The organism is Actinoplanes sp. NBRC 101535, assembly GCF_030269225.1.
In the GTDB taxonomy this organism is placed as follows: Bacteria; Actinomycetota; Actinomycetes; order Mycobacteriales; family Micromonosporaceae; genus Actinoplanes; species Actinoplanes rectilineatus.
Window position 1 is genome coordinate 82,268 of sequence record NZ_BSSY01000022.1, and the last position, 24,298, is coordinate 106,565.

At 72.1% G+C, this 24,298-nt stretch carries 20 protein-coding genes; 18 read left to right on the plus strand and 2 right to left on the minus strand.

What is annotated here, in order from left to right; translation table 11 throughout:
* Positions 1-465: 465 nt before the first annotated feature.
* From QSK32_RS39185 to QSK32_RS39200, 4 genes are read left to right on the plus strand one after another with little or no spacing between them, the layout of a single operon-like run.
* Positions 466-1,548 (plus strand): ATP-binding protein, encoded by a 1,083-nt coding sequence (locus tag QSK32_RS39185; protein WP_245673995.1) that lies wholly within the window; start codon positions 466-468, stop codon positions 1,546-1,548.
* Positions 1,545-3,839 (plus strand): DUF5682 family protein, encoded by a 2,295-nt coding sequence (locus QSK32_RS39190; RefSeq protein WP_285474762.1) that lies wholly within the window; start codon positions 1,545-1,547, stop codon positions 3,837-3,839. Before QSK32_RS39185 ends, QSK32_RS39190 begins: the two co-directional genes overlap by 4 nt.
* Positions 3,836-4,951: a VWA domain-containing protein gene (locus QSK32_RS39195; protein WP_285474763.1), complete on the plus strand. Its 1,116-nt coding sequence runs from the start codon at positions 3,836-3,838 to the stop codon at positions 4,949-4,951. Before QSK32_RS39190 ends, QSK32_RS39195 begins: the two co-directional genes overlap by 4 nt.
* On the plus strand, positions 4,948-7,170 hold the full coding sequence (locus tag QSK32_RS39200; protein ID WP_285474764.1) for a YehQ family protein: 2,223 nt from the start codon (positions 4,948-4,950) through the stop codon (positions 7,168-7,170). Before QSK32_RS39195 ends, QSK32_RS39200 begins: the two co-directional genes overlap by 4 nt.
* A gap of 145 nt (positions 7,171-7,315) precedes the next feature.
* On the opposite strand, the gene QSK32_RS39205 is transcribed toward QSK32_RS39200, so the two are convergent.
* The gene (locus tag QSK32_RS39205) at positions 7,316-8,011 is read right to left on the minus strand and encodes a SanA/YdcF family protein (protein ID WP_502872589.1); all 696 of its coding nucleotides are present in this window, start codon (positions 8,009-8,011) and stop codon (positions 7,316-7,318) included.
* A gap of 50 nt (positions 8,012-8,061) precedes the next feature.
* On the opposite strand from QSK32_RS39205, the gene QSK32_RS39210 reads away from it, so the two are divergent.
* Positions 8,062-8,901: a GNAT family N-acetyltransferase gene (locus QSK32_RS39210; RefSeq protein WP_285474766.1), complete on the plus strand. Its 840-nt coding sequence runs from the start codon at positions 8,062-8,064 to the stop codon at positions 8,899-8,901.
* Between the two features lie 24 nt (positions 8,902-8,925).
* Here the strand turns inward: QSK32_RS39210 and QSK32_RS39215 are convergent, their stop codons facing one another.
* A complete protein-coding gene (locus tag QSK32_RS39215) occupies positions 8,926-11,196 on the minus strand; it encodes an exo-beta-d-1,3/1,6-glucosidase (protein ID WP_502872587.1) in 2,271 nt (756 codons plus the stop codon).
* Between the two features lie 179 nt (positions 11,197-11,375).
* Between QSK32_RS39215 and egtA the strand changes: the two genes are divergently transcribed.
* The 13 genes from egtA (at position 11,376) to argG (ending at position 23,968) form a co-directional block, all read left to right on the plus strand.
* On the plus strand, positions 11,376-12,605 hold the full coding sequence (gene egtA / locus QSK32_RS39220) for an ergothioneine biosynthesis glutamate--cysteine ligase EgtA (RefSeq protein WP_285474768.1): 1,230 nt from the start codon (positions 11,376-11,378) through the stop codon (positions 12,603-12,605).
* Positions 12,602-13,894 (plus strand): ergothioneine biosynthesis protein EgtB, encoded by a 1,293-nt coding sequence (gene egtB / locus QSK32_RS39225; RefSeq protein ID WP_045743151.1) that lies wholly within the window; start codon positions 12,602-12,604, stop codon positions 13,892-13,894. Before egtA ends, egtB begins: the two co-directional genes overlap by 4 nt.
* On the plus strand, positions 13,894-14,643 hold the full coding sequence (gene egtC / locus QSK32_RS39230) for an ergothioneine biosynthesis protein EgtC (protein WP_285474769.1): 750 nt from the start codon (positions 13,894-13,896) through the stop codon (positions 14,641-14,643). Before egtB ends, egtC begins: the two co-directional genes overlap by 1 nt.
* Positions 14,640-15,602, plus strand: a complete 963-nt coding sequence (gene egtD / locus QSK32_RS39235) for an L-histidine N(alpha)-methyltransferase (RefSeq protein ID WP_285474770.1) — start codon at positions 14,640-14,642, stop codon at positions 15,600-15,602. The genes egtC and egtD overlap by 4 nt, the downstream gene beginning before the upstream one ends.
* Before the next feature lie 31 nt (positions 15,603-15,633).
* The gene (locus tag QSK32_RS39240) at positions 15,634-16,074 is read left to right on the plus strand and encodes a hypothetical protein (protein WP_285474771.1); all 441 of its coding nucleotides are present in this window, start codon (positions 15,634-15,636) and stop codon (positions 16,072-16,074) included.
* A 146-nt stretch (positions 16,075-16,220) separates the two neighbouring features.
* Positions 16,221-17,222, plus strand: coding sequence for an N-acetyl-gamma-glutamyl-phosphate reductase (gene argC / locus QSK32_RS39245; RefSeq protein WP_045743147.1), 1,002 nt, complete (start codon positions 16,221-16,223; stop codon positions 17,220-17,222).
* Complete coding sequence (argJ, locus tag QSK32_RS39250) at positions 17,219-18,394, plus strand: bifunctional glutamate N-acetyltransferase/amino-acid acetyltransferase ArgJ (RefSeq protein ID WP_045743146.1); 1,176 nt, start codon at positions 17,219-17,221, stop codon at positions 18,392-18,394. Before argC ends, argJ begins: the two co-directional genes overlap by 4 nt.
* The gene (argB, locus tag QSK32_RS39255; protein WP_045743145.1) at positions 18,391-19,266 is read left to right on the plus strand and encodes an acetylglutamate kinase; all 876 of its coding nucleotides are present in this window, start codon (positions 18,391-18,393) and stop codon (positions 19,264-19,266) included. Before argJ ends, argB begins: the two co-directional genes overlap by 4 nt.
* Positions 19,263-20,414: an acetylornithine transaminase gene (locus QSK32_RS39260; RefSeq protein ID WP_045743144.1), complete on the plus strand. Its 1,152-nt coding sequence runs from the start codon at positions 19,263-19,265 to the stop codon at positions 20,412-20,414. The genes argB and QSK32_RS39260 overlap by 4 nt, the downstream gene beginning before the upstream one ends.
* Positions 20,411-21,349 carry an ornithine carbamoyltransferase gene (gene argF, locus QSK32_RS39265; RefSeq protein ID WP_045743143.1) on the plus strand — a complete coding sequence of 313 codons (939 nt, stop codon included), beginning with the start codon at positions 20,411-20,413 and terminating at the stop codon, positions 21,347-21,349. The genes QSK32_RS39260 and argF overlap by 4 nt, the downstream gene beginning before the upstream one ends.
* Positions 21,346-21,846: an arginine repressor gene (locus QSK32_RS39270; protein WP_045743142.1), complete on the plus strand. Its 501-nt coding sequence runs from the start codon at positions 21,346-21,348 to the stop codon at positions 21,844-21,846. Before argF ends, QSK32_RS39270 begins: the two co-directional genes overlap by 4 nt.
* Positions 21,843-22,736 carry a hypothetical protein gene (locus QSK32_RS39275; RefSeq protein WP_285474772.1) on the plus strand — a complete coding sequence of 298 codons (894 nt, stop codon included), beginning with the start codon at positions 21,843-21,845 and terminating at the stop codon, positions 22,734-22,736. Before QSK32_RS39270 ends, QSK32_RS39275 begins: the two co-directional genes overlap by 4 nt.
* Positions 22,733-23,968: an argininosuccinate synthase gene (argG, locus tag QSK32_RS39280; protein ID WP_045743140.1), complete on the plus strand. Its 1,236-nt coding sequence runs from the start codon at positions 22,733-22,735 to the stop codon at positions 23,966-23,968. Before QSK32_RS39275 ends, argG begins: the two co-directional genes overlap by 4 nt.
* Positions 23,969-24,298 lie beyond the last annotated feature (330 nt).

Genomic DNA, 24,298 nt, shown 5'->3' on the forward strand with positions numbered 1-24,298 from the left:
GCAGAAGGTCCGCAGACAGAAGGTTCGCAGACATCGAGGTCGCGGATGGAGCGGCCCGCAACAAGAGCGGATGGAGCGGCCCGCAACAAGAAGCGACAGCGAGAATTTCACAGCACCACGGCACAGCGCAAGCCCAACCCGGACGGACCGCCGAAGCCCGGCGGCGGCGCAACGGCCCGGACGGCGCACGCAGGCCGCGTGGGAGCCACGGGACTGCTGCGACGCGTACCCCCGAGGGGTTTTGATGATCTTCCGGTTTTTGTCGGTGGTGGCCGCTAGGGTTTCGCCGTTCCGTTCCCCCGGTGCCTTCGGGAGTGATCATGGCTGGACCTTCGTCCGTGGTGGACGCATCGCCGCGATCGGGGAGATCCGGGCCGGCCTGCCGTGGGGGACGCCTGTCCTGCCGGAGTGAGCCGGCCCGGTGGCGGCGTCCGAGCTGCTGTGCGACGTGAAAGAGGTGTTTCTGTGAATGTCCAACGGCCGCCCGCCGAGGTCCGGTTCGCCGACGAGCTGGCGAGGCTGCGGGAGACCGACGACGCGCCCCGGCCGCCCGGCTGGGCGCTGTCGCTGCGGGCCGCCCGCGCGTTCATCGTCGGCGACGACGCGCTCGGCGTCAGCCGCAAGTTCGTCGGTGACCCGTCCCTGATCGACCGGGCACTGGTCAGCCTGGCCACCAGCCGTGGTCTGCTGCTGGTCGGCGAGCCCGGCACGGCGAAATCGCTGCTCTCCGAGCTGCTGGCGGCGGCGGTCAGCGGCGACTCGACCCTCACCGTCCAGGGCGGCGCGGCCACCACCGAGGATCAGATCAAATACTCGTGGAACTACGCGATGCTGATCTCCGAGGGGCCGACCGCACGGTCGCTGGTGCCGGCGCCGCTGCTGCGCGGCATGGCGGGCGGGATGACCGTCCGGTTCGAGGAGATCACCCGGTGCCCTCTCGAGGTGCAGGACTGCCTGCTCTCGCCGCTCTCCGACCGGGTGCTGGCGATCCCGGAGCTGCCCGGTGACGCGGGCATGGTCTTCGCCCGGGACGGCTTCAACATCATCGCCACCGCGAACACCCGGGACCGCGGTGTCAACGACATGAGCGCCGCCCTGAAACGGCGGTTCAACTTCGAGACGGTCTTCCCGATCGCCGACTTCGACACCGAGCTCAGCCTGGTCGAGTCCGAGTCCGGCGCGCTGCTGCGCCGCTCCGGGGTGACCGCGCCACCCCGGCGGGATGTGCTCGAGGTTCTGGTCACGGCGTTCCGCGAGCTGCGGGCCGGGCGGACCGCCCGCGGCGACGAGATGGACCGGCTCTCCGCGGTGATGAGCACCGCCGAGGCGGTCGCGGTCGCGCATGCGGTCGGTCTGCGCGGCTGGTTCCTGCACGGGGCGCCGGGCACCGCCGCCGACCTGGTGTCCTGCCTGGCGGGCACGGCCGCCAAGGACAGCCCGGACGATCTCGCCAAGCTGCGCCGCTACCTCGAACAGCACACCGCGTGGCGGACCGGCGAACCGTGGCGGGAACTGCGGGACGCCCGGCGGGAACTCCCCGGCGGATGAGTCTCACCGTCATCGGCGTCCGGCACCACAGCCCGGCCTGCGCCCGGCTGGTCGCCGCCACGATCCGGGCGCTGCGTCCGGCGTACGTGCTGATCGAGGGCCCGTCCGACATGAACGGCCGGATCGGCGAGATGCTGCTCGGCCACGAACTGCCGGTGGCGGTGTTCACCAACTACGCCGACGGGGAACGCCGGCACGGGTCGTGGGCGCCGTTCTGCGCGTATTCGCCGGAGTGGGTGGCGTTGCAGACGGGCCACGAGACCGGTGCCGAGTTGCGGTTCATCGACCTGCCGGCCTGGCACGAGGCGTTCGCCGACCGCAGCAACCGCTACGCCGACGCGGAGTTGCGCTATGCCGAGGCGGTCGACCGGCTGTGCACGACGTTCGGGGTGGACAACACCGACGCGCTCTGGGATCACCTGGTCGAGATGGGGCCGCAGGAGGAGATCGCGGAGCGCCTCACGGCGTACTTCGACCTGATCCGGGGCGAGTCGGCGGCGGGGGAGTCGGACACCGCGCGGGAGGCGTACATGGCGGGGTGGCTCCGGGCCGCCCGCGCGCATGCCGGTGATCGGCCGGTCGTCGCCGTGGTCGGTGGTTTTCACCGGCCGGCACTGTTGCGCCTGGCCGAGGGCGGCCCCGCTGACTGGCCACCGGTGCCGGACCTGCCGGCGGGCGCGGTCGTCGGCAGCTATCTGGTGCCCTACTCGTTCCGGCGGCTGGACGCCTTCGCCGGCTACCAGTCCGGCATGCCCTCCCCGGAGTACTACCAGCAGCTCTGGGACCACGGCCCCGAGACCGCCGCCCGGCATCTGGTCACCGCGGTCGCCGGCCGTCTCCGCGGGCGCGGCCACCCGGTGTCCACCGCCGATCTGATCGCGGCCCGGACCACCGCCGAGGCACTCGCCCTGCTGCGCGGCCACCCGGTCCCGGCCCGGGTCGATGTGCTCGACGGCCTGGCCTCCGCGCTGGTCGCCGAGGCGCTGGACGTGCCGCTGCCCTGGTCGGTCCGCGGCGCCCTGACCGCCGGCCAGCATCCGGCGGTGGTGGAGATGACCGCGGCCCTGAGCGGCGCCCGGCTCGGCCGTCTCCACCCGGACACCCCGCTGCCGCCGCTCGTCCACGCGGTCACCGCCGAACTCGAACGCCACGGCCTGGACCGCTCCGGCGAGATCACCGTCGACCTGCTCGACCCCCGGGACCGGGAGCGGAGCCGGGTGCTGCACCGGCTGCGGGTCATGGCCATTCCCGGGTACGCCCGGAGCACCGGACCGGAGAGCGGCCTGGACCCGGCGCTCGTCGAGACGTGGACTCTCCGCGACGAGGGCAGCCGCCTCGTCGCCCTGATCGAGGCGGGTGGATACGGCGCGACCCTTCCGGCCGCGGTCGAGGCCCGCCTGGCCGAGCGGGTCGCCGAGTCCCCCGGAGACCTCGCGGCGCTGGCCGCGGTGTTGTTCGACGTGGCGCTCAGCGGGGTCGGCGAGCTGACCGGCGACGTGCTCGAGCAGCTGGGGCACGGGGTGGCGGCCGGCACCGACCTGGCCGAGCTGGGCCGCGTGCTGTCGGTGGCGCTGGCCCTGTGGCGGCACGACGAACTGTTCGGCACGGCGGGCACCGCGGCGCTGGGCGTGGTCCTGGAGGCCGCCACCCGCCGCATCCTGTGGTTGTCCGACGGTCTGCACGGCCCGGGCCGGCCGGCCGACCCGAAACGGATCCGCGCGGTGGTGGCCGTCCGCGACGCCGTGCTGCACGGCCGCCGTGCCGGGGTGCTCCCGGCCGCCGCGGTCGAGGTGGCCGGCCGGGTCGCGGTGGACCGGGCTGCCCCACCCGACCTGCGCGGCGCCTTCTACGGCCTGGCCCGGGTGGTCGCCGCCGCCGTCCTCACGGATCTCCCCGGGGTGCCGGGGCTGCCGACCCCGGCCGAGGCGGTGCGCGGGGCGTTCGCGGGCGGGACCGCGGGGGACTGGCTGGCCGGGCTCTTCGGGGTGGCGCGGGAGACCGTACTCGCCGTGGACGGGATGCTGCCCCTGCTGGACGACCTGATCAGCGGATTCGCCGCCGACGAGTTCCTGGTGGCGCTGCCCGCGCTGCGGCAGGCCTTCGAGTTCTTCCCGCCCCGGGAACGGGAGACCATCGCGGACCGTCTGCTGGACTGGCGCGGGATGACCGGCTCCGGGAGGGCCCTGCTGCGGGTGCCGGCGACGCCCGAGGTGGTGGCCGCCGGGATGGCCCTGGACGAACTGGTCGAGCGACGGCTGTCCGCCGCAGGCCTGGGCACGGGAGAACGATGAGCGATCACGGGCTGGAACGCTGGCGCCTCATCCTGGGTGCGCCGGCCGCCGGGGGCCTCGGTGACCTGACCGGTGACGCGGCCGGACAGGACGCCGCGCTGTCCTGGCTCTACGGCCGCGACGAGGAGTTGACGCGCCGCGACATCCGGCGGGACGGCGGGCCCGGGCCGTCCCGGCTGACCACGGTGGACTGGCTGGACGGCATCACCCGGCTCTTCCCCAAGGAGACCGTCGAACGCCTGCAGCGCGACGCCGTCGAACGCTACGAGATCAACGACATCGTGACCGACCCCGCCGTTCTGGAGAGGATCGAACCCAACCCGGCGCTGCTGCGGGCCGTGCTGCGGACGAAACACCTGATGAACCCGGAGGTGCTGCGTCTCGCGCGGCGCCTGGTCGACACCGTCGTCCGGGACCTGGTGGCCCGGCTCGCCACCGAGATGCGGCAGAGCTTCTCCGGCGCGCGGGCCCGCCGGGCCAGCCGTTTCAAGCAGGCCCGCGACTTCGACGCCCGGCGGACCATCCGGGCGAACCTCGGCCACTACCGGCCGGAGGAGCGGAGGCTCTATGTGCAGACGCCGTACTTCCTCTCCCGCAGCCGCCGGGAACTCGTGCCCTGGCAGGTGATCCTGCTGGTGGACCAGTCCGCGTCGATGCTCCCGTCGGTGATCCACTCGGCGGTCACCGCCGCGTGTCTCTGGGGCCTTCCCGGTGTACGCACCCACCTGATCGCCTTCGACACCGAGGTGGTCGACCTCACCGACGACGTCGCCGAACCGGTCGAGGTACTGATGAAGACACAGCTCGGCGGGGGCACCGACATCGCCCGCGCGGTCCGGTACGCGACCGGGCTGATCGAGCGTCCACGGCGCGCGATCGTGGCGGTGATCAGCGACTTCTACGAGGGCGGATCGGAGAACGACCTGGTGCACGGGGTCCGCGAACTGGCCGGTCAGGGCACGATCGTGCTGGGGTTGGCCGCGCTCGACGAGGAGGCGGATCCGGCGTTCGACCGGAAGTGCGCGCAGCGTCTGGCCGACGCCGGGGCGACGGTGGGCGCGATGACGCCGGGCGAGCTGGCCGCCTTCGTCGCGGAACGGGTGGGCCGATGACCGCCGCCGGCCTGCCACCCGCTGCTGATCTGCCGCCCGCCGCCGACCTGCCGCCCGCCGCTGATCTGCCGCCCGCCGCAGACCCGCCACTGCGGGCCGATCTGCCAGCCGCCGCCGGGCTGCCTCCGCGCGCCGGGCTGCCGTCGCGTGCTGATCTTCTGGCGCTGGACGCCGACGCTCTCGTGGCGCTGGCCAACCGTGGCCTGGTCAAACGGGCCGCCCGGGAGGCGGAACGGGAACCCCCGGCGTTGCGGTCCGGGGAGCAGTCCGCGATCGTCGCCGAGTGGGCCGACGGGGTCCACAGTGAACTCCCGGCCGGAGGTCTGGAGCGGGGCAGCTGTTCGTGCGGGGCGAGCGGGGTGTGCCGCCACCTGATCGGTCTGGTCTTCGCCTACCAGGCGGCCGCCGCCGGAGACCCCGGCGAGACGGTGGAGGGTCGCGAGGCGGAACCGGTCGCCTGGTCGCCGGGCGGGTTCACCGACGCCGACCTGGTCGCCCGGATCGGGGCGCGGCTCGTCGACGCCGCCCGGCGGACGCTGCGGGCCGGATACACCGCCCGGATCCGGCGGGGCGCGGTGCCCACCGTCGAGCTGCCGTCGGCGACGGTGCGGTTCCTGGTGCCGCACGATCTCGGATACGTGCACACCGACGCCCGCCGTGGCGCCCGCGACGACGTGATCGCCCTGGCGGTGTGGGCGTTCCGGGCCGCCGACGAGGTACATCCCGTCGTCGAGAACCCGCCCGCCGAAGGGTATCCCGACGGCAGTCCCGGGGCGGGGGATCAGTTCGCGGCCGAGGGTCGTCCCGGGGCGGGGGACCAGTTCGCCGCCGAGGGGCGTCTTGGGGCAGCGGATCTGCTCGTCGACGTCGGCGGTGAGCCGGGGGCGGGCGGGGACGCGGGTTCCGGGCTGGAGGCGGTGCTGGAGTTCGCCACCGAGGTGCTGCGGACCGGCGCGGTCCACGCCGGCCCGGGGCTCACCGCCGCAGCCGCCGGGCACCTGGCCCGGCTGGAGCGGTCCGGCCTGCGCTGGCCGGTCGACGCCACCACCGAGCTGGCCGACCAGCTCGTCGCGTACCGCGAACGCAGCGCCCGCTACGCGCCGGAGACCCTGGCAGACCTGATCGCGGAACTGTTCGCCAGGCACCGCGCGGTCTCCGGTGACGGCCTCGGCCTCGGTGTCCGGGCCCGGGTGCTCGGCACCGAGGAGGCGGCCGAGACACCGATGCGCCGGGTACGCCTGGACGGCCTCGGCGCCCGGGTGACCGCGGTCGACGACCGCCGGCATGTGGAGATCTTCCACGCGCAGGCCGCCTCCGGGGTGGTGCTGGTCTCGCACCGGCATTGGGATTCCCCGGAGACCGGCCCCGACCTGGCCCGCCGCCGTTCCGGCACGACGACGATCGCCCGGCTCGCCGCCGGGGTGCTGGTCACCGAGTCGGCGCTGCGCAGTGCCAGCCGGACCGTGCGGCTGGCGAACAGCCGGATCGCCCCGTCCACGGTCACCGCGTCGACCGGCGCCTGGGGCGAACTGCCGCCGGCCCTGGTGGCCCGGGACTTCGCCGCTCTCGGCGCCGAACTGGACGCCCTGCCGCCCCGGCCGGTCCGGGCCCGGGTGCGCGCCGAACTGGTGCGGGTCCTGGCGATCGAGGAGGTGGGAGACTTCCACTACGCCCACGGCATGCAGCGGCTGACCGTCGTCGTCCGGGACGCCACGGGCCGCCCGGCGCAGGTCACCGCCGTTCACGCCGCGGTGGTGCCGGGCCGTCTGGACGCGGTCGCGGCGGCGCTGTCCGGCCGGCACGGTCGCCCGGAGTACGTGGCCGGCACCGTGCACCGCAGCGGCGGCGGCCTGGTCGTCGAGCCGTCCGCGATCGCCGTCGGCGGTGCGGTCGTGGTGCCCGACCTCAGCGCCCCGGACAGTATCGCCGGGAAGACGCCCTTCGCCGACTTCGAGGAGACTGACCCGTTACGGTCAGCGCTCGACGAGGCCCGGGCGGTTCTGGGCGAGGTCGCGCATGCCGGGCTGGCGCATCTGCCCGGCGGTTATCCGCACCGGCTGACCGCCGCCCGCGCGAGCCTGGCCACGGTCGGCCTGCGGCGGGTGGCCGAGGCGCTCGACCGGTTCGCGGCACGGCTCGGCCCCGACCCCGGGGACGGTGCCGTCCAGGCCTGGGCCGATGCCCACCTGCGCGTCTCCTTGGCGGCCGACCTGCTCTGAACAGGTCCGAAGCACGGCTCAGGACGCAGCGGGTGCGGGTCGGGACGTGGCGGGTGCGGGATCGGGACGCGCCGAAAGAGGGCAGGGAGCGGCGAGCGCGGGTCGGGACTCGGCGGGTGCGGGAGTCAAAATGCGCGCGCGGGCCTCAAGAGGCGGCGAGCGCGTCCTCGACGCCGGTCTCGTGGCGGCCCAGGAAGATCGGGTCGCGGCGCGAGAGCACGTCGGCGGCCGCCTTGACCGCCGCGCCCTGCTCGCGGATCTCGCTGCGGAACCACATCTCGCGGAACACGCGGACCGAGTCGTCGCCCACCCCGTCCGCGTCGACGCCCAGGCTGCGGCAGAGGGCCACCGCCCGTTCCAGGTGGTAGCCCTGGGTGACGACGACGGCCCGGTCCACGCCGAAGACGCGGTGGGCGCGGGAGCAGGAGTCGTAGGTGTCGAAGCCGGCGTGATCGAGCACGATCTTCGAGGTGGGTACGCCACGGGCCGCGAGCCAGACCATCATCGAGCCGGGTTCGTCGTAGTTCCAGTTGCCGTGGTCGCCGGAGACCAGGATGGCCTTGACCTTGCCGGCGTTCAGGAGTTGCCGGGCGATCTCCAGGCGGGCGGCGAGGAACGCGGACGGCTGGCCGTCGAATCCGACCTGGGCGCCGAGGACCAGTGCCACCGGCGCGGCGGGCACCGTGTTCATCTGGTAGATGTGGCCGTCCGCGCTGTCGCGTACCCATGTGAGGGAGCCCGCGGTGACGGCGAAGGCGAGGAGGCCGCCGAGGGTGCCGGCCACCACGATGCGGCGGCCGGCGGCCTTGAGGCGATCAGGAACGGTCAGCCGTCGGAAGATGCGCACCGCCCGAGGATGGCAGGTGAGGGCAATGCGGCACCATGGCTCTCATGATCGACAAGGTTGACCCGAACGGCGCGGAACCCTGGTTCGGATGGGCGCTCGCCGCCCGGGATGCCCGGGTCTGGCGTCGTCCGGGGGCGGCCGTGGTCGCCTGCCCCGGTCTGGCGCATTGGGACCGTCTGGCGATGAGTGGCGAGCCTGATGCTCTGGCCGGTCTGCTCCGGACGGTCTATACCGAGATCGACGGCGATTTCCGGCCGTTCGGGTCGGAGGAACTGGTCACCGCCGTCGTGGCGCGGATGCCGGAACTCGAGGTGAGCGCCCGTTTCGCCTGGATGGAGACGACAGATCCGCTCGGCCCCGGCGGCACGGGGAGGTCGGCGGGCGGCGCGGAGAGGTCGGTGGGCGGCACGGAGAGGCCGGCGGGTGACGCGGAGAGGCCGGCGGGTGACGCGGAGAGGCCGACGGGTGGCACGGGGAGGCCGGCGGGTGGCACGCAGCGAGCGGCCTGGCTGACCGAGGACGCCTGGCCCGAGGTGACCGCGCTGATCGAGAGGGACTTCCCGGAGTCGTACGCACGACCGGGCGGCCTCGACGTGCGGCGGTGGGCGGGCATCCGCGACGACGACGGGACCCTGCTCGTGGTGGCCGCCGAGGCGTGGTCGTCCGCCGAGATCGGTTTCGTGGCCGGGGTGGCGACCCGCGCGGACGCCCGCGGGCGGGGCCTGGCCGCGGCCCTGTGCACGTTCGTCACCAACGAGCAGCTGGCCGCGCCGGACCGGACCCGGGTGGCCCTGATCGTCGACTACTCGAATGTGGCGGCCGTTTCCGCGTACACGAGAATGGGTCTGAAGCGGCGTCCGGTGGCCGCGGCCCGTCGCCGATGAGCGACCGGCCGCGGCCGGGGCCTCTCAGCTGATCCGGAACTTGGCGGTGAGCAGGTCCTGCGGCTTCGAGCTCGGGCCCACCAGCAGCTCGAAGTCGCCCGGTTCGACCACCCGGCGGGCGTCCGCGCCGACGAGCGTGCAGACCCGCGCCGGCACCTCGATCGTCACGGTCACGCTCTCGCCCGGCTCGACGGTCACCTGCCGGTAGGCCTTCAACTCCCGCTGCGCCCAGGTGACGCTGGTGACCAGGTCGCTCACGTAGGCCTGGACGGTCTCCAGCGCGGGCCGCCCGCCGGTGTTCGTCAGCCGCACCGATGCGCGCACGACACCGTCGGCCGTCACTTCCGGTTCCTCCACGCTCAGTCCGTCGTAGACGACCGTCGTGTAGCTGAGTCCTTCGCCGAACACGAACAGCGGTTCCTGGCTGAGGTCGGCGTAGCGTCCGCCGTGCTGGCCGCGCAGCTGGTTGTAGTAGACCGGCAGCTGCCCGGCGTGCCGGGCGGCCGAGAGGGGCAGCCGGCCGGACGGTTCGATCAGGCCGAGGAGCAGTTCGGCGACGGCCTGGCCGCCGCGCATGCCCGTGTTGAACGCCTGCACGACGGCCGAGGCCGCGAGGGCGGACGGCGGGAGCGCGTGCGGCTTGCCGTTGATCTGCACGACGATCGTCGGGGTGCCGGTGGCGACCACCGCATCGAGCAGCGCGATCTGTCCGCCCTGCAGTTCCAGGGTGGCGGTCGACCTGCCCTCGCCGGTGAGTTCGACGGTGTCGCCGACCACCACGATCGCGTAGTCGGCTCCGGCGGCGGCCTGCCGGGCGTTTTCGAGCTGTGCCGGGTCCGCGGTGATCGGCTCGGCGATCGGCGGCCGGGGCTGGCCGTCCGGGAAGGTCGCGCCCTCCGGGTCGGGCACCAGCCGGACGATGCCGGCGCCCGGCTCGTGGTGGATCTCCCAGCCGTCGGGGGCGAGGTCGCGCAGACCGTCGAGCACCGTCGTGGTGAGTTCCCGCGGGTGGCCGCCGGGCATCCAGTCGACCTGGCCGGAGTCGCCGGCCCAGTCGCCGAGCTGGGCGGACACGCTGTCGGCGTTCGGGCCGAGCACCGCGATCCGGCGTGGTCCGGCGGCTGCGGGCAGCGGCAGCACGCCGTCGTTGCGCAGCAGGACCAGGGACCGCCGGGCGACCTCGAGGTTGAGCGCGGTGTGCTCCGGGTTGCCGATCACCGCGGCCTGCCGCGCGGGGTCCGGGGTGCGCGGGTTCTCGAAGAGGCCGAGTTCGAACTTGAGGCGCAGGATGCGGCGGACCGCGCCGTCCAGGTCCTGTTCGGTGAGCAGTCCGCGGCTGATCGCCTCCTGCGCGCCCTCGAAGAAGGCGGGGGTGGTCATCACCACGTCGTTGCCGGCCTTGACGGCGACCGCGGCGGCTTCGGCGTAGTCGGCGCAGACCTTCTGTTCCCAGACCATCCGGCCGACGTTGTCCCAGTCGGTGACGAGCGTGCCGGTGAAACCCCATTCCTGCTTGAGTACGTCGTTGAGCAGCCACTTGTTGGCGGTGATCGGCACCCCGTCCATCGACTGGTAGCCGAGCATGAAGGTCTGGCAGCCCGCCTCGACGGCCCGTTCGAACGGCGGCAGGAACCAGGAGCGCAGTTTGCGCGGGCTGATGTCGGCCTCGCTGGCGTCGCGCCCGCCCTGGGTCTCGGAGTATCCGGCGAAGTGTTTGGCGGTGGCCAGCACGGCGGTCGGGTCGTCGAGCCCGTCGCCCTGGTAGCCGCGGATCATCGCCGCGCCCAGTTCGCCGATCAGGTACGGGTCTTCGCCGAACGTCTCGTCGATGCGCCCCCACCGCAGGTCACGGGCGATGCACAGCACCGGCGAGAAGGTCCAGTGCACGCCGGTGGAGGAGGCTTCCACGGCGGTGGCCCGGGCGACCCGTTCGAGCAGGTCCGGGTCCCAGGTCGAGGCCATCGCCAGTTGGGTGGGGAAGACCGTGGCGCCGGGCCAGAAGCCGTGGCCGTGGATGCAGTCCTCGGCGGTGAGCAGCGGGATCCGCAGCCGGGTCCGGGCGACCAGTTCGGCGGCTTCGATCAGCTTCGCCGGTGAGGTGTGCAGGATCGAGCCGGCCAGCTTGTCCAGGACGAGTTCCGGTAGTTCCCGGCGGGCGTCGAGTTGCAGCATCTGCCCGGCCTTCTCGGGCAGCGTCATGCGGCCCAGCAGATCCTCCACGCGCTGCTCCACGGGCAGCGTCGGATCCTGAAAAGGAAAGTCTGCGGGCATGGGTGCCTCCGGTCTGCCGATCATGAACAGGGTGGAAGTCTTCCAGTCCGGAACCGGTTCCGGCACCCCGTGCCGGTTCCGGAACCTGGTGCGGGGTAAGGGGAGGCGAAATCTCGGGTGTGCCGGTAAGGTCCTCCATGGATCGCACCCAATGGAGTCTATCGATTACTCAAAGTGATCGCCGACGTCGGACAGGGGGAATCATGGGATCCACGGATCGGGTGCTGCGACGCAGTGCCGATGCGATCGAACACATCTCCGGCATCTGTTTCAAGACCGGACCACCGCGCCGGATCGGCGCCGAACTGGAGTGGACCACCCACCGCGCCGGGGAGCCGTCCGCGTACCTGCGGCCCGCCGACCTGGCCGCCGCGCTCGGCGAGCACGCGCCCGCCACGCTCGGCAACACCGCACCCGTGCCGCTTCCCGCCGGCGGCGCCGTGACCCTGGAACCCGGCGGACAGGTGGAGATCTCCTCGACCCCGGCGGACTCCCTCGCCGCGCTGCACACGGCGATCACCACCGACCACGCCGTCCTCGCCGGTCTGCTGGCCCGCTCCGGGATCGTCCTGGGCGACCACGGCATCGACCCGGAGCGACGGCCACGGCGCATCCTCGACACCCCCCGGTACGCGGCGATGCACCGCGCCTTCGACGAGGCCGGCCGGACCATGATGGGGTCCACCGCCGGCCTGCAGGTCTGCTTCGACGCCGGCGAGCCGGGCAGCGTGGCCGCCCGCTGGCACCTGCTGCACGAGGCCGGGCCGGCCCTGCTGGCCCTGTTCGCCACGTCCCGCCGGCACGCCGGCCGGGACACCGGCTGGGCGTCGGCACGGATGGCCGCCTGGTTCGGCATCGATCAGCGGCGGACCGCGCCGGTCCCGGCCACCGGCGATCCGGCCGGGGACTGGGCACGCTACGCGGTGGAGGCACCCCTTCTCTGCGTACGCACGGACGACACCTGGGACGCCCCACCCGGAACGACCCTCGCGGACTGGATCGAGACGGGTGCCGTCCCGGGCCGGACCGGCCGGCCGCCCACCCTCGACGACCTCGACTACCACCTGGGGACGCTGTTCCCGCCGGTACGCCCGCGCGGCTACCTCGAGGTCCGCTACCTGGACGCGCAGCCCGGCGACGAGTGGATCGCCCCCGCCGCGGTGCTGACCGCCCTGCTCGCCGCCGACCCGGTCACCGACCGGGCCCGCGAACTGGCCGCGCCCGCCGCCGGCCGGTGGCAGGCCGCAGCCCGGCACGGCCTGGCCGACCCCGACGTGCACCGGTCCGCCGCCGACCTGGCCGACCTGGCCTGTCGCAACCTGGACCGCACCGGACTCGCCGCGCCGGTCCGGGACCTCGTCGCCGGGATCGTCTCCCGGCGCCTCGGGCAGGACCTGCATCAGCGAGAACGCATCAGAGGAGGGATTCGATGACCGATCTGCGGCTCGCCATCGCGGCCGAACTCGAGCGCGCCCGGTCCCGGACCGTGGCACTCACCGACGCGGTCGACGACGGCGACCTGGTCCGCCAGCACTCGCCGATCATGTCGCCGCTGGTCTGGGACCTGGCGCACGTCGGCAACCAGGAGGAGTTGTGGCTGGTCCGCGACGTCGGCGGACGTGAGCCGGTCCGGCAGGACATCGACGAGCTCTACGACGCCTTCAAGCACGCCCGCAAGGACCGGCCGGGGCTGCCGCTGCTCGATCCGGGGCAGGCGCGGGCGTACGTCGGCCAGGTCCGGGACAAGGTGTTCGACGTGCTGGACCGGGTCCGGTTCGATCCCGGGGCACGGCTGGTGGACGGCGGCTTCGCGTTCGGAATGATCGTGCAGCACGAGCAGCAGCACGACGAGACCATGCTCGCCACCCACCAGTTGCGGGTGGGCGATCCGGTCCTGACCGCCGAGCCGGCGCCCGCCGCCCGGGTGCCGGTCGCGGGTGAGGTGCTGGTGCCGGGCGGCCGGTTCACCATGGGGACCAGCACCGAACCGTGGGCGCTGGACAACGAGCGGCCGGCCCACGACGTGCACGTGCCGGCGTTCTGGATCGACGCCGCTCCGGTCACCAACGGGGCGTACCTGGCGTTCGTCGACGCCGGTGGCTACCAGGATCCGTCCTGGTGGAGCGAGCGCGGCTGGGAGCACATCACGAAGAACCGGATCGACCGGCCGCTGCACTGGGTTCTCGACGGCGACCGGTGGCTCAACAACCGGTTCGGACGGGTGACCCCGATCAACCCCGACGAGCCGGTCGTCCATGTCTGCTGGTTCGAGGCGGAGGCGTACGCCGACTGGGCCGGCAAGCGGCTGCCGACCGAGGCCGAGTGGGAGAAGGCGGCCCGCTTCGACCCGGCGACCGGCCGCTCCCGGCGATTCCCCTGGGGCGACGAGAACCCGGCCGCCGAACACGCCAACCTCGGTCAGCGGCACCTGAACCCGGCCCCGGTCGGTGCCTATCCCGCCGGCGCCTCGCCACTCGGCGTGCACCAGTTGATGGGCGACGTCTGGGAGTGGACGTCGTCCGGATTCCACCCGTACCCGGGGTTCGTGGCGTTCCCCTACCGGGAGTACTCGGAGGTGTTCTTCGGCGGCGACTACCGGGTGTTGCGAGGCGGCTCGTTCGGCACCGACGGCGGCGCGGTCCGGGGCACCTTCCGCAACTGGGACCACCCGATCCGGCGGCAGATCTTCAGTGGATTCCGCTGCGCCCGGGACGCCGGCTGATGTGCCGGCACCTGGCGTACCTGGGTTCACCCGTACCCCTGGAAAGGTTTCTGCTCGGTCTGCCGCATGCCCTCGCCGTGCAGGCCTGGGCGCCCCGCGACATGCGCGGCGGCGGCACCGTGAACGCCGACGGTTTCGGCGCCGGGTGGTTCCCGCCCGGCGCCACCGTCCCGGTGCGGTACCGCAGTGCGATGCCGATCTGGTCGGACGCCGCGCTTCCGGCCCTCGCCGCGGCCACCACGTCGGGTGCGCTGCTCGCGGCGATCCGGTCCGCCACGGTCGGTATGCCGGTGGTGGAGACCGCCGCCGCACCCTTCACCGACGGTCGCTGGCTGTTCAGCCACAACGGCGTGGTCAAGGGGTGGCCCGGCAGCCTCGCCGGCCTGGCCGGCGAACTGCCGATCGAAGATCTTCTGACATTGGATGCGCCTACCGACTCGGCGGCCCTCTTCGCTCTGGTACGCGCCCGGCTCCGAGCCGGCTGGCCCGCGGCGAAGGCGGTCACCACCGTCCTGGCCGAGGTCACCGCCGCCGCGCCCGGATCGCGGCTCAACCTGCTGCTCACCGACGGCACCCGGATCGTCGCCAGCACCCTCGGGCACTCGCTGCACGTGCTGGCCGGACCGGACGCGGTGCTGGTCGCGAGCGAGCCGCTCGACGACGACCCGGCCTGGCAGCCGGTGCCCGACGGGCATCTGCTGGTCGCCACGCCCGGCGCCCTGGACCTCACTCCGCTAGGAGCTGCATGATCACCCTGATGGACGAGCGTGACCTGGCCCGGTGGCTGCGCGCCGACGTGCGTACCGGCTTCACCGCCACCCCGAAACGCTTACCGCCCAAGTGGTTCTACGACGCCCGGGGCAGTGCCCTCTTCGAGGAGATCACCCGGCTGCCGGAGTACTACCCGACCCGTACCGAACGGGCCGTCCTTACCGAACACGCCGCCGAGATCGCCCGGATCACCGAGGTCAAGACCCTCGTCGAACTCGGCTCCGGCTCCTCGGAGAAGACCCGGCTGCTGCTCGACGCGCTGACCGCCCGCGGCACCCTGGGCGGGTTCGTGCCCCTGGACGTCTCGGCGGACGCCCTCGGCGACGCGGTCACCGTGCTGGGCGAGTCCTACCCGGGGCTGACCGTCACCGGCGTGGTCGGCGACTTCTCCCGGCACCTGCGCCACCTGCCGGACGGGGACAGCCGGATGGTCGCGTTCCTCGGCGGCACCATCGGCAACCTCACCCCCCGGGAACGGTCCGCGTTCCTGGCCGCGCTGCGGTCGACCCTGCACGAGGGGGAGTGGCTGCTGCTCGGCGCCGGACTGGTCAAGGACCCGGCGATCGAGGTTCCGGCGTACGACGACGCGGCCGGCGTGACCGCCGAGTTCAACCGCAACGTGCTGCGGGTGATCAACCGGGAGCTGGGGGCGGCGTTCGACCCGTACGCGTTCGATCACGTCGCGCTCTGGGCCCCCGGTCCTGAGTGGATCGAGATGCGGCTGCGGTCCCGCGTCGCGCAGCGGGTGGCGATCCCCGGTCTCGGCATGACGGTGGACTTCGCCGCCGGGGAGGAGATCCGCACTGAGGTGTCCGCCAAGTTCCGGCGCGGCGGGATCACCGCTGAGCTGGCGGCGGCCGGTTTCGAGGTGTATCGCTGGTGGAACGATCCGCAGGAGTGGTTCGGGCTGACACTGGCACGTGCGGTGCGCCCCTGACCCCTCCGCTGCTCTTCAGGAGGTGCCGGCCGTGGACGACGAGCCGCACCGCGCCCTGGCCGAGGCTGTGCTGGCCGAGGCCAGGGCCCGCGCCGAGTGGCTGGCCGACGGCGGCCCGGTGCCGTCGCTGCCGGACCGCTGGAGCGCGCTCTGGCGGGCCACCGTGCACCGCCAGGCCGACCTGGCCGAGCAGCCGGACCACGAGGCCGAGCGTGCCGTCCAGACCATGCTCGGCCAGCTCACCAGCCTCTATCACGACGCGCCGTGGTTCCGTGACGAGCCGGCCCTGCGCGACCGTGCGATAGCCGAGACCCTGCTCTTCACCACCGGCCTGGGGCCGGCGGTGCCCAGCCGCGCGGCGCAGGTCGCATGGATCCGCCGCGAGGGCATGCGTCCCGCGGACTTCGGTGGTGACGACCGGCGCTGGCTGGACGAGTGGAACGCCTGGGCCACGCATGTCCGGACGTCCTGATCTCTCCACTCCGGCCGGCGCCGGAATCTTCAATGCCCGATATTTCGTAAATGGTATGGATGTTAAAGGTGGTTGCTAGGGCTGATGTGAGTTGATACGGTTCTCTGTATATTCATGCGGAGACCGCGCAGTGAGGAAATGTCAGCATGGGAATCCGGGTAGCGGTGGCGGGCGCCAGTGGTTATGCGGGGGGCGAACTGCTCCGACTGCTCGCCGGGCACCCCGAGTTCGACCTCGTGACGGCCACGGCACACAGTCAGGCGGGGTCCGCGGTCAGTGCCGTACACCCGCAGCTCTTCGGTCTCGACCTCACGCTCGCGCCCACCGAGGCAGCCAGCCTGAGCGACGCTGACCTGGTCTTCCTCGCCCTGCCGCACGGGCAGTCGGCGGCCGTCGCGGCGCAGCTTCCGGCCGGTGTCAAGGTCGTCGACCTGGGTGCCGACTTCCGGCTGGAGAGCGCCGAGCAGTGGACCCGCTACTACGGTGGCGGGCACGCCGGCACCTGGACCTACGGCCTGCCCGAGCTGCCCGGCGCGCGGGACGCCATCGCGCGGGCCGACCGGGTCGCCAACACGGGTTGTTATGCGGCCACGATCATCCTGGCGCTGGCGCCGCTGATCGCGGCCGGTGTGGCCGACCCGGAGGACGTCGTCGTGGTGGCGAGTTCGGGCACCTCCGGCGCCGGCCGCAGCGCCAAGGTGAACCTGCTGGCCAGCGAGGTGATGGGTGACCTGTCGCCCTACAAGGTCGGCGCCCACCAGCACGTCGCGGAGATCAAGCAGGCCACCGGGGCGGCGTCGCTGTCGATGACGCCGGTGCTGGCGCCGATGCCGCGCGGCATCCTGGCGACGGTCACCGCGCGCCGGCTCAACGGCGGCGACCCGCGGGAGGCGCTCGAGGCGGCCTACGCCGACGCGGCGTTCGTGCACGTGCTGCCGGAGGGCGTCTGGCCGCGCACCGCGTCCACCGCCGGTTCCAACTCCTGCCACCTGCAGGCCACCGTGGACATCGACTCGGGCCGCATCATCGTGGTGAGCGCACTCGACAACCTGGGCAAGGGCGCGGCCGGCCAGGCCGTGCAGAACGCCAACATCATGTTCGGTCTGCCGGAAACGACAGGCCTGAGTGTCTTCGGAGTAGCGCCGTGACCGTCACCTCCCCCAAGGGATTCCGTGCCTCCGGCGTCGCCGCCGGGCTCAAGGCCAGCGGCAACCCCGATGTCGCCCTCGTCGTCAACGACGGCCCCGACTACACCGCGGCTGCGGTCTTCACCGGCAACCGGGTCAAGGCCGCCCCGGTGCTCTGGAGCCAGCAGGTTCTCAAGGGCGGTGTGGTCCGCGCCGTCGTCCTCAACTCCGGTGGCGCCAACGCCTGCACCGGATCGCAGGGTTTCCGCGACACCCACGCGACCGCCGAGCACACCGCGACCGTTCTGCGCACGGTCGGCCCGAAACCGATGATGGTCGGCCCCGGCGACGTGGCGGTCTGCTCGACCGGTCTGATCGGTGAGCTGCTGCCGATGGACAAGCTGCTGCCCGGCGTCACCGCCGCGGCCAAGGCGCTCGACACCGCCGGCGGCGACCGGGCCGCCACGGCGATCATGACCACCGACACGGTGGCGAAGAACGCGGTCGTCACGCGGGACGGCTGGTCGGTCGGCGGGATCGCCAAGGGCGCCGGCATGCTGGCCCCGGCCCTCGCCACCATGCTCGTCGTGATCACCACGGACGCGTCGGTGGACAACGAGACGCTCGACACGGCGCTGCGCGCCGCCACCCGGGTCACCTTCGACCGGATCGACGCGGACGGCTGCATGTCGACCAACGACACCGTGCTGCTGATGGCGAGCGGCGCGTCCGACCGGGCGCCCGGTCTGGAGGAGCTGACCGCCGCGGTCACCGAGGTCTGCCACGACCTCGCCCAGCAGCTGATCGGCGACGCCGAGGGCGCCACCAAGCACATCGCCATCCAGGTGCAGGGCGCGGCGAGCGAGGCCGACGCCGTGCAGGTGGGCCGGGTCGTCGCCAACAACAACCTGGTCAAGACGGCACTGTTCGGCAACGACCCGAACTGGGGGCGGATCCTGGCCGCGGTCGGCACCACCAGCGCGGCGTTCGAGCCGGACCGGATCGACGTGGCGATCAACGGGGTCTGGATCTGCAAGGGCGGTGCGGCCGCCGAGGACCGGTCGAAGGTCGACCTCTCCGGGCGGGACGTGACCATCACGATCCACCTGCGCGAGGGGGAGATGGACGCGACGATCTGGACCACCGATCTCTCCCACGCGTACGTGCACGAGAACTCGGCGTACTCGTCATGAGTCTCGTCTCGAAAGCGGAGAAGGCCGAGATCCTGATCGAGGCGCTGCCGTTCCTGGAGCGTTTCCACGGCACCACCATCGTGATCAAGTACGGCGGCAACGCCATGATCGATCCCGAGCTGCAGAAGGCGTTCGCGGCCGACATGGTGTTCCTGCGCCATGTCGGGATCAAGCCGGTCGTCGTGCACGGCGGCGGCCCGCAGATCAGCCGGATGCTCAAGCGTCTCGGCATCGAGAGCGAGTTCCGCGGTGGCCTGCGCGTCACCACCCCGGAGGCGATGGACGTCGTCCGGATGGTGCTGACCGGTCAGGTCGGCCGGGAACTGGTCGGCCTGATCAACCAGCACGGCCCGCACGCCGTGGGCCTCTCCGGCGAGGACGCCCGCCTGTTCACCGCGGTCCGCCGCGGCGTTCTGCTCGACGGCGAGGAGGTCGACCTCGGCCAGGTCGGCGACGTCGACAAGGTCGACACCTCGGCGGTCGACGACCTGATCGCGGCCGGCCGGATCCCGGTCATCGCCACCGTCGCCCCGGACGCCGCCGGCGTGCCGCACAACGTCAACGCGGACACCGCCGCCTCGGCCCTGGCCGTGGCGCTCGGGGCCCGCAAGCTGATCGTCCTCACCGACGTCCCGGGCCTGTACACGAACTGGCCGGACACCTCCTCGCTCACCTCGGAGATCAACGCCGAGGAGCTGGAGAAACTGCTCCCCACGCTCGAGTCGGGCATGGCACCCAAGATGGAGGCGTGCCTGCGCGCGGTCCGGGGCGGGGTGCCGGCCGCGCACGTCGTCGACGGCCGGGTCGCCCACTCGACTCTGCTCGAAGTCTTCACGGAAGAAGGTTCCGGAACCATGGTGGTCCCGTCATGACCCTGGTCGATCGTTGGCAGCAGTCGATGATGAACAACTACGGCACCCCGTCGATCGGCCTGGTCAAGGGTGAGGGCGCGGTGCTCACCGCGGAGGACGGCACGCGGTTCGTCGACTTCCTCGGTGGCATCGCGGTGAACGCACTCGGCCACGCCCACCCGGCCGTGGTGGAGGCGGTGACGCACCAGATCCAGCAGCTGGGTCACGTCTCCAACTTCTACGTCGCCGAGCCGACGGTGGCCCTCGCCGACCTGCTGCTGGCGCTGGCCGGACGGTCCGGCCGGGTGCTGTTCTGCAACTCGGGTGCGGAGGCCAACGAGGCCGCCTTCAAGATCTCCCGGCTGACCGGCCGCACTCACATCGTGGCCACCGACGGCGCCTTCCACGGCCGGACCATGGGTGCGCTGGCGTTGACGGGTCAGCCGTCGAAGCAGACGCCGTTCCTGCCGCTGCCCGGAGACGTCACCCACGTGCCCTTCGGCGACGTGGAGGCCCTCGAAGCCGCTGTCACCACGGAGACCGCCATGCTCATCCTGGAGCCGATCCAGGGTGAGAACGGCGTCGTCCTGCCGCCATCCGGATATCTGGCGGCAGCTCGCGAGATAACCACTAAAACGGGCACGCTGCTGGTGCTGGACGAGGTGCAGACCGGTATCGGGCGCACCGGCCACTGGTTCCACCACCAGAGCGAGGGCGTCGAACCCGACATGGTCACCCTGGCCAAGGGCCTCGGCGGCGGCCTCCCCCTGGGCGCCTGCATCGCCTTCGGCCCCACGGCCGACCTGTTCACCCCCGGCTCGCACGGCAGCACCTTCGCCGGCAACCCGATCTCCTGCGCCGCCGGTCTCGCGGTCATCCGCACGATCGCCAGCGAGGGCCTGCTCGACCACGTCAAGCGGGTCGGCGAGCAGCTGCGCCGCGGCATCGAGGGCCTGGGGCACCCGCTGGTCGAGCACGTCCGGGGTGCCGGCCTGCTGCTCGGGATCGTCCTCACCCAGCCGGTCTCCGCCGACGTGGCCGCCAAGCTGCGCGACGCCGGATTCCTCGTCAACGCCCCGAAGCCGGACGTGATCCGGCTCGCCCCGCCCCTGATCATCTCCTCCGATCAGGCGGATGCCCTGATCGCTGCCCTGGACGGTATCCGGTGACCACCCGACACTTCCTCCGCGACGACGACCTCTCCCCGCAGGAGCAGACCGCCGTCCTCGACCTGGCCGCCGAGATGAAGGCGAACCGGTTCGGCTTCACGCCGCTGGCCGGCCCCCACTCGGTCGCGGTCTTCTTCGACAAGGCCAGCCTGCGGACCCGCCTGTCGTTCGAGGCCGGCATCGCCGAACTGGGCGGACAGCCGATCATCGTGGACACCCAGAACACGCACTTCGGCCGGGGCGAGAGCCTGGCCGACGCCGGCCGGGTCGTCTCCCGGTACGTCTCCGCGATCGTCTTCCGGACCCACGGCGACGAGCGTCTCGCCGAACTGGCCAGCGGCGTCGACGTCCCGGTGATCAACGCGCTCTCCGACGGATACCACCCGTGCCAGCTGCTCGCCGACCTGCTGACGGTCCGGGAACGCTTCGGTTCCACGGCCGGGCGGACGCTCGCCTACGTGGGTGACGCCGCCAACAACATGGCGCACTCCTACCTGATCGCGGGCGCGACCGCCGGCATGCACGTCCGGGTGGCCGGCCCGTCCGGCTTCGACCCGGACCCGGCCGTCGTCAACCGGGCCGCCGAGATCGCGGCGTGGACCGGCGGATCGGTCGACGTGGTGCGTGACCCGCGCGAGGCAGCAGACGGGGCACACGTGCTCGCCACGGACACCTGGACGTCGATGGGGCAGGAGGAGGACGGGAAGGACCGGTTGACGCCGTTCCGGCCGTACCAGATCAACAAGGACCTCCTCGCGGTGGCCGCCCCGGACGCGATCGTGCTGCACTGCCTGCCGGCGCATCGCGGCGATGAGATCACCGACGAGGTGATGGACGGCCCGCACAGCGCCGTCTTCGACGAGGCGGAGAACCGGCTGCACGCCCAGAAGGCGCTGCTGGCCTGGCTGCTGGCGAAGAACACCGACGAGAGATGAGCGCACCGGTGACCCGCGCGGGGCGGCACGCCCGGATCGTGGAGCTGATCCGCACCTGGACCGTGCGGTCGCAGACCGAACTGGCCGAGATGCTCGCCAGTGAGGGCGTCCAGGTCACCCAGGCCACGCTCTCCCGGGATCTGGAGGAGCTGAACGCCGTCAAGGTCAGCGGCGCCTACCTGATCCCGGAGGACGGCAAGCGCCCGCTGCGGGAGACCACCGGTCAGGGCCCGGCGCGGCTGATCCGGCTGCTCAAGGAACTGCTGACCGGGGTGGACTCGAGCGGCAACATCGCCGTGCTGCGCACTCCGCCGGGCGCCGCGCAGTTCCTGGCGAGTGCACTGGACCGGTCGGGTCTGTCGGATGTGGTCGGCACGATCGCCGGTGATGACACGATCTTCGTAGTGGCCCGGGACAACGGGCCCACGTCGGGTGCGGCCCTGGCCGAGAAGCTCGGCAACTGGAGCCGGTCGGAGAACGAGGAGAACCACCGATGAGTTTCGCACCCGCGGTCGAGGCCCGGTTCCCCGACTTCGCCGATCACACCGACAAGCTCGTCGGGCACGGCGTGGAGTTCTTCCTCGCCTCCAACGACACGCTGCGTCCCCAGTTCAACGAGACGCCGTACGGCCACAAGCTCACCTGGCTGGACTTCACCGACACCACCGAGAAGGACTGGTCGACCCGGGACTTCCTGAACTTCTTCAACGTGATCAACGGGATCGCGTTCGGCGACCGGGGCATCCCGATGCCGCAGTGGGTGATGGTCGACCTGATCCTGATGCCGGCCGCCGCGGTGATCGCCGGCCTGCCGCAGGACGAGTTCGCCGCGATGGTGGAACGGTCCACGTTCCGTTTCGACACCGACGTCAAGCAACTGCTCCGCAAGGTCCAGCAGGACATGCGGGACAGCGGCTACCGCGGTCCGGTGCCGGTCGGCGGCTACTGTGCCGCGCCGTCCGCCGAGCCGGGGCGCTGGGTCGGCTGGTCGCTCTGGTCGCTGATGCCGGCGGTCGGACTCGGCAAGGCGGCCAAGGCGCTCGCCCTGTCGGCGTACCGCGCGCAGAAACTCGACGGCGTCACCCAGTACGACAACAGCGCCCTCAAGGTGCACACCGAGTTCGGCGCGTTGAAGATCCTGGTGGCGACCGTCCCGTTCCACACCTCGCCCGGGTCGTTCGTCTATCAGAGTGACCTCACCCTCCCCGCCGGGGGAGAGCTGCCCGAGCCGACTTTCCTGCTCGATCCGTTCGACTACAGTCGCCAGCGGGCGATGCAGAAGGACATCGAGGCGGGACGCTGTGAGTTCTATGTCCTGCAGCCCGGCCACGTCCGCCGGGACGGTAAGACATATGTGCCGATTCTCGAAAAGGAACTGCCCCGATGACCAAGCGCAAGATCGTTCTCGCCTTCTCCGGCGGCCTGGACACCTCCTACCTGCTCGTGAAGTTCCGCGAGCAGGGCTGGGACGTGATCACCGCCAACATCGACACCGGTGGTCTGCACAGCGGTGAGGGCGAGGCCGTCAAGGCCCGGGCCGAGGAGCTGGGCGCCGTCGAGCACCACGTCGTCGACGCCCGCGCCGAGCTCTACGACCGCGTCGTCACGTACGCGATCCAGGCCAACTACCTGCGCAACGGGGCGTACCCGTCGTGTGTCGGCGCGGAGCGGCTGATCCAGGCGGAGAAGGTCGTCCAGGTCGCCCTCGAGGTCGGCGCGGACGCCGTCGCCCACGGCTCGACCGGCGCCGGCGCCGATCACGTCCGCTACGACGCGGTGATCCGGGCCCTCGCCCCGCACCTGGAGATCGTCACGCCGGTCCGCGACGAGCGCGCCACCCGCGAGGAGGAGACCGACTTCCTGCGGTCCCGCGGTTACGCCGTCAGCGACAAGGTCAAGAAGTACTCGATCAACGAGGGCCTGATCGGCACCTCGATCGGCGGCGAGGAGACCTACGGCAGCTGGGAGTACCTCCCCGAGTCGGCCTGGACCTACACCAAGTCGATCGACGAGGCACCGTCCGAGGGCGTCGAGCTGCTGATCTCGTTCGAGCAGGGCGTGGTCACGGCGGCTTCCGTGAACGGTGGCGACTCTCTCGTCGACAAGGACGCCCCGAACTTCGCCATCCTGCAGGCGCTCAACGTCCTCGGCGGCGAGCACGGCGTCGGCCGCGGCATCCACATGGGTTCGACCATGGTCGGCAACCTGGCCCGCGTCGGCTTCGAGGCCCCGGGCATGCTGATCCTCATCGCCGCGCACCGTGAGCTGGAGAAACTCGTCCTCTCCAACCGTCAGCAGGCCACCAAGCAGACACTCGGCACGACCTACGGCGACCTGCTCCACGAGGCTGTCTACTTCGACCCGATCATGGACGACTTCCGGGCCTTCCTGACGTCCAGCCAGACCCGGGTCACCGGCGCCGTCCGCGTCAAGCTGCACAAGGGCAACATCGTCCTGCTCGGCAGCAGGAGCCCGTACAGCCTGCTCGACGCCGCCACCCGCGCGGGCGTCGTCTACGGCCACGGCTCGTCGCTCTGGACCGGCGAACAGGCACGGGCGTTCGCCCACATGTATGCCACACCGGGGACGATCGCTCGCGCTGCCGGAAACCCCTCATAGGGTACGAACCACACCTGCCACCAGGGTCACACCTTCCTGGAGCTGCGGGCGGGGCGGGCCATGTGCCCACTCCCGCCCGCTGCGGCCCCGCCGGCTCCGATCACACCAAGACGTGGGAGATCCGTCTCGTCTCCAGGCGCAAGGCGTCGTCTCGTCTCCGGGCGCAAGGCGTCGTCTTCAGGGCGCAACGTGCCGTCTCCAGGTGCTGGACACGTTTCGTGGTCAGTGTGCGAAGCCCGTTCGCTGTGGTGACTTCAGCCGCGCCAGGCGCCCTCACTGTCACAACAGCGAACGGGGTGTGTTGAGTTACGGCGCGCTGCGCGCCCGAAG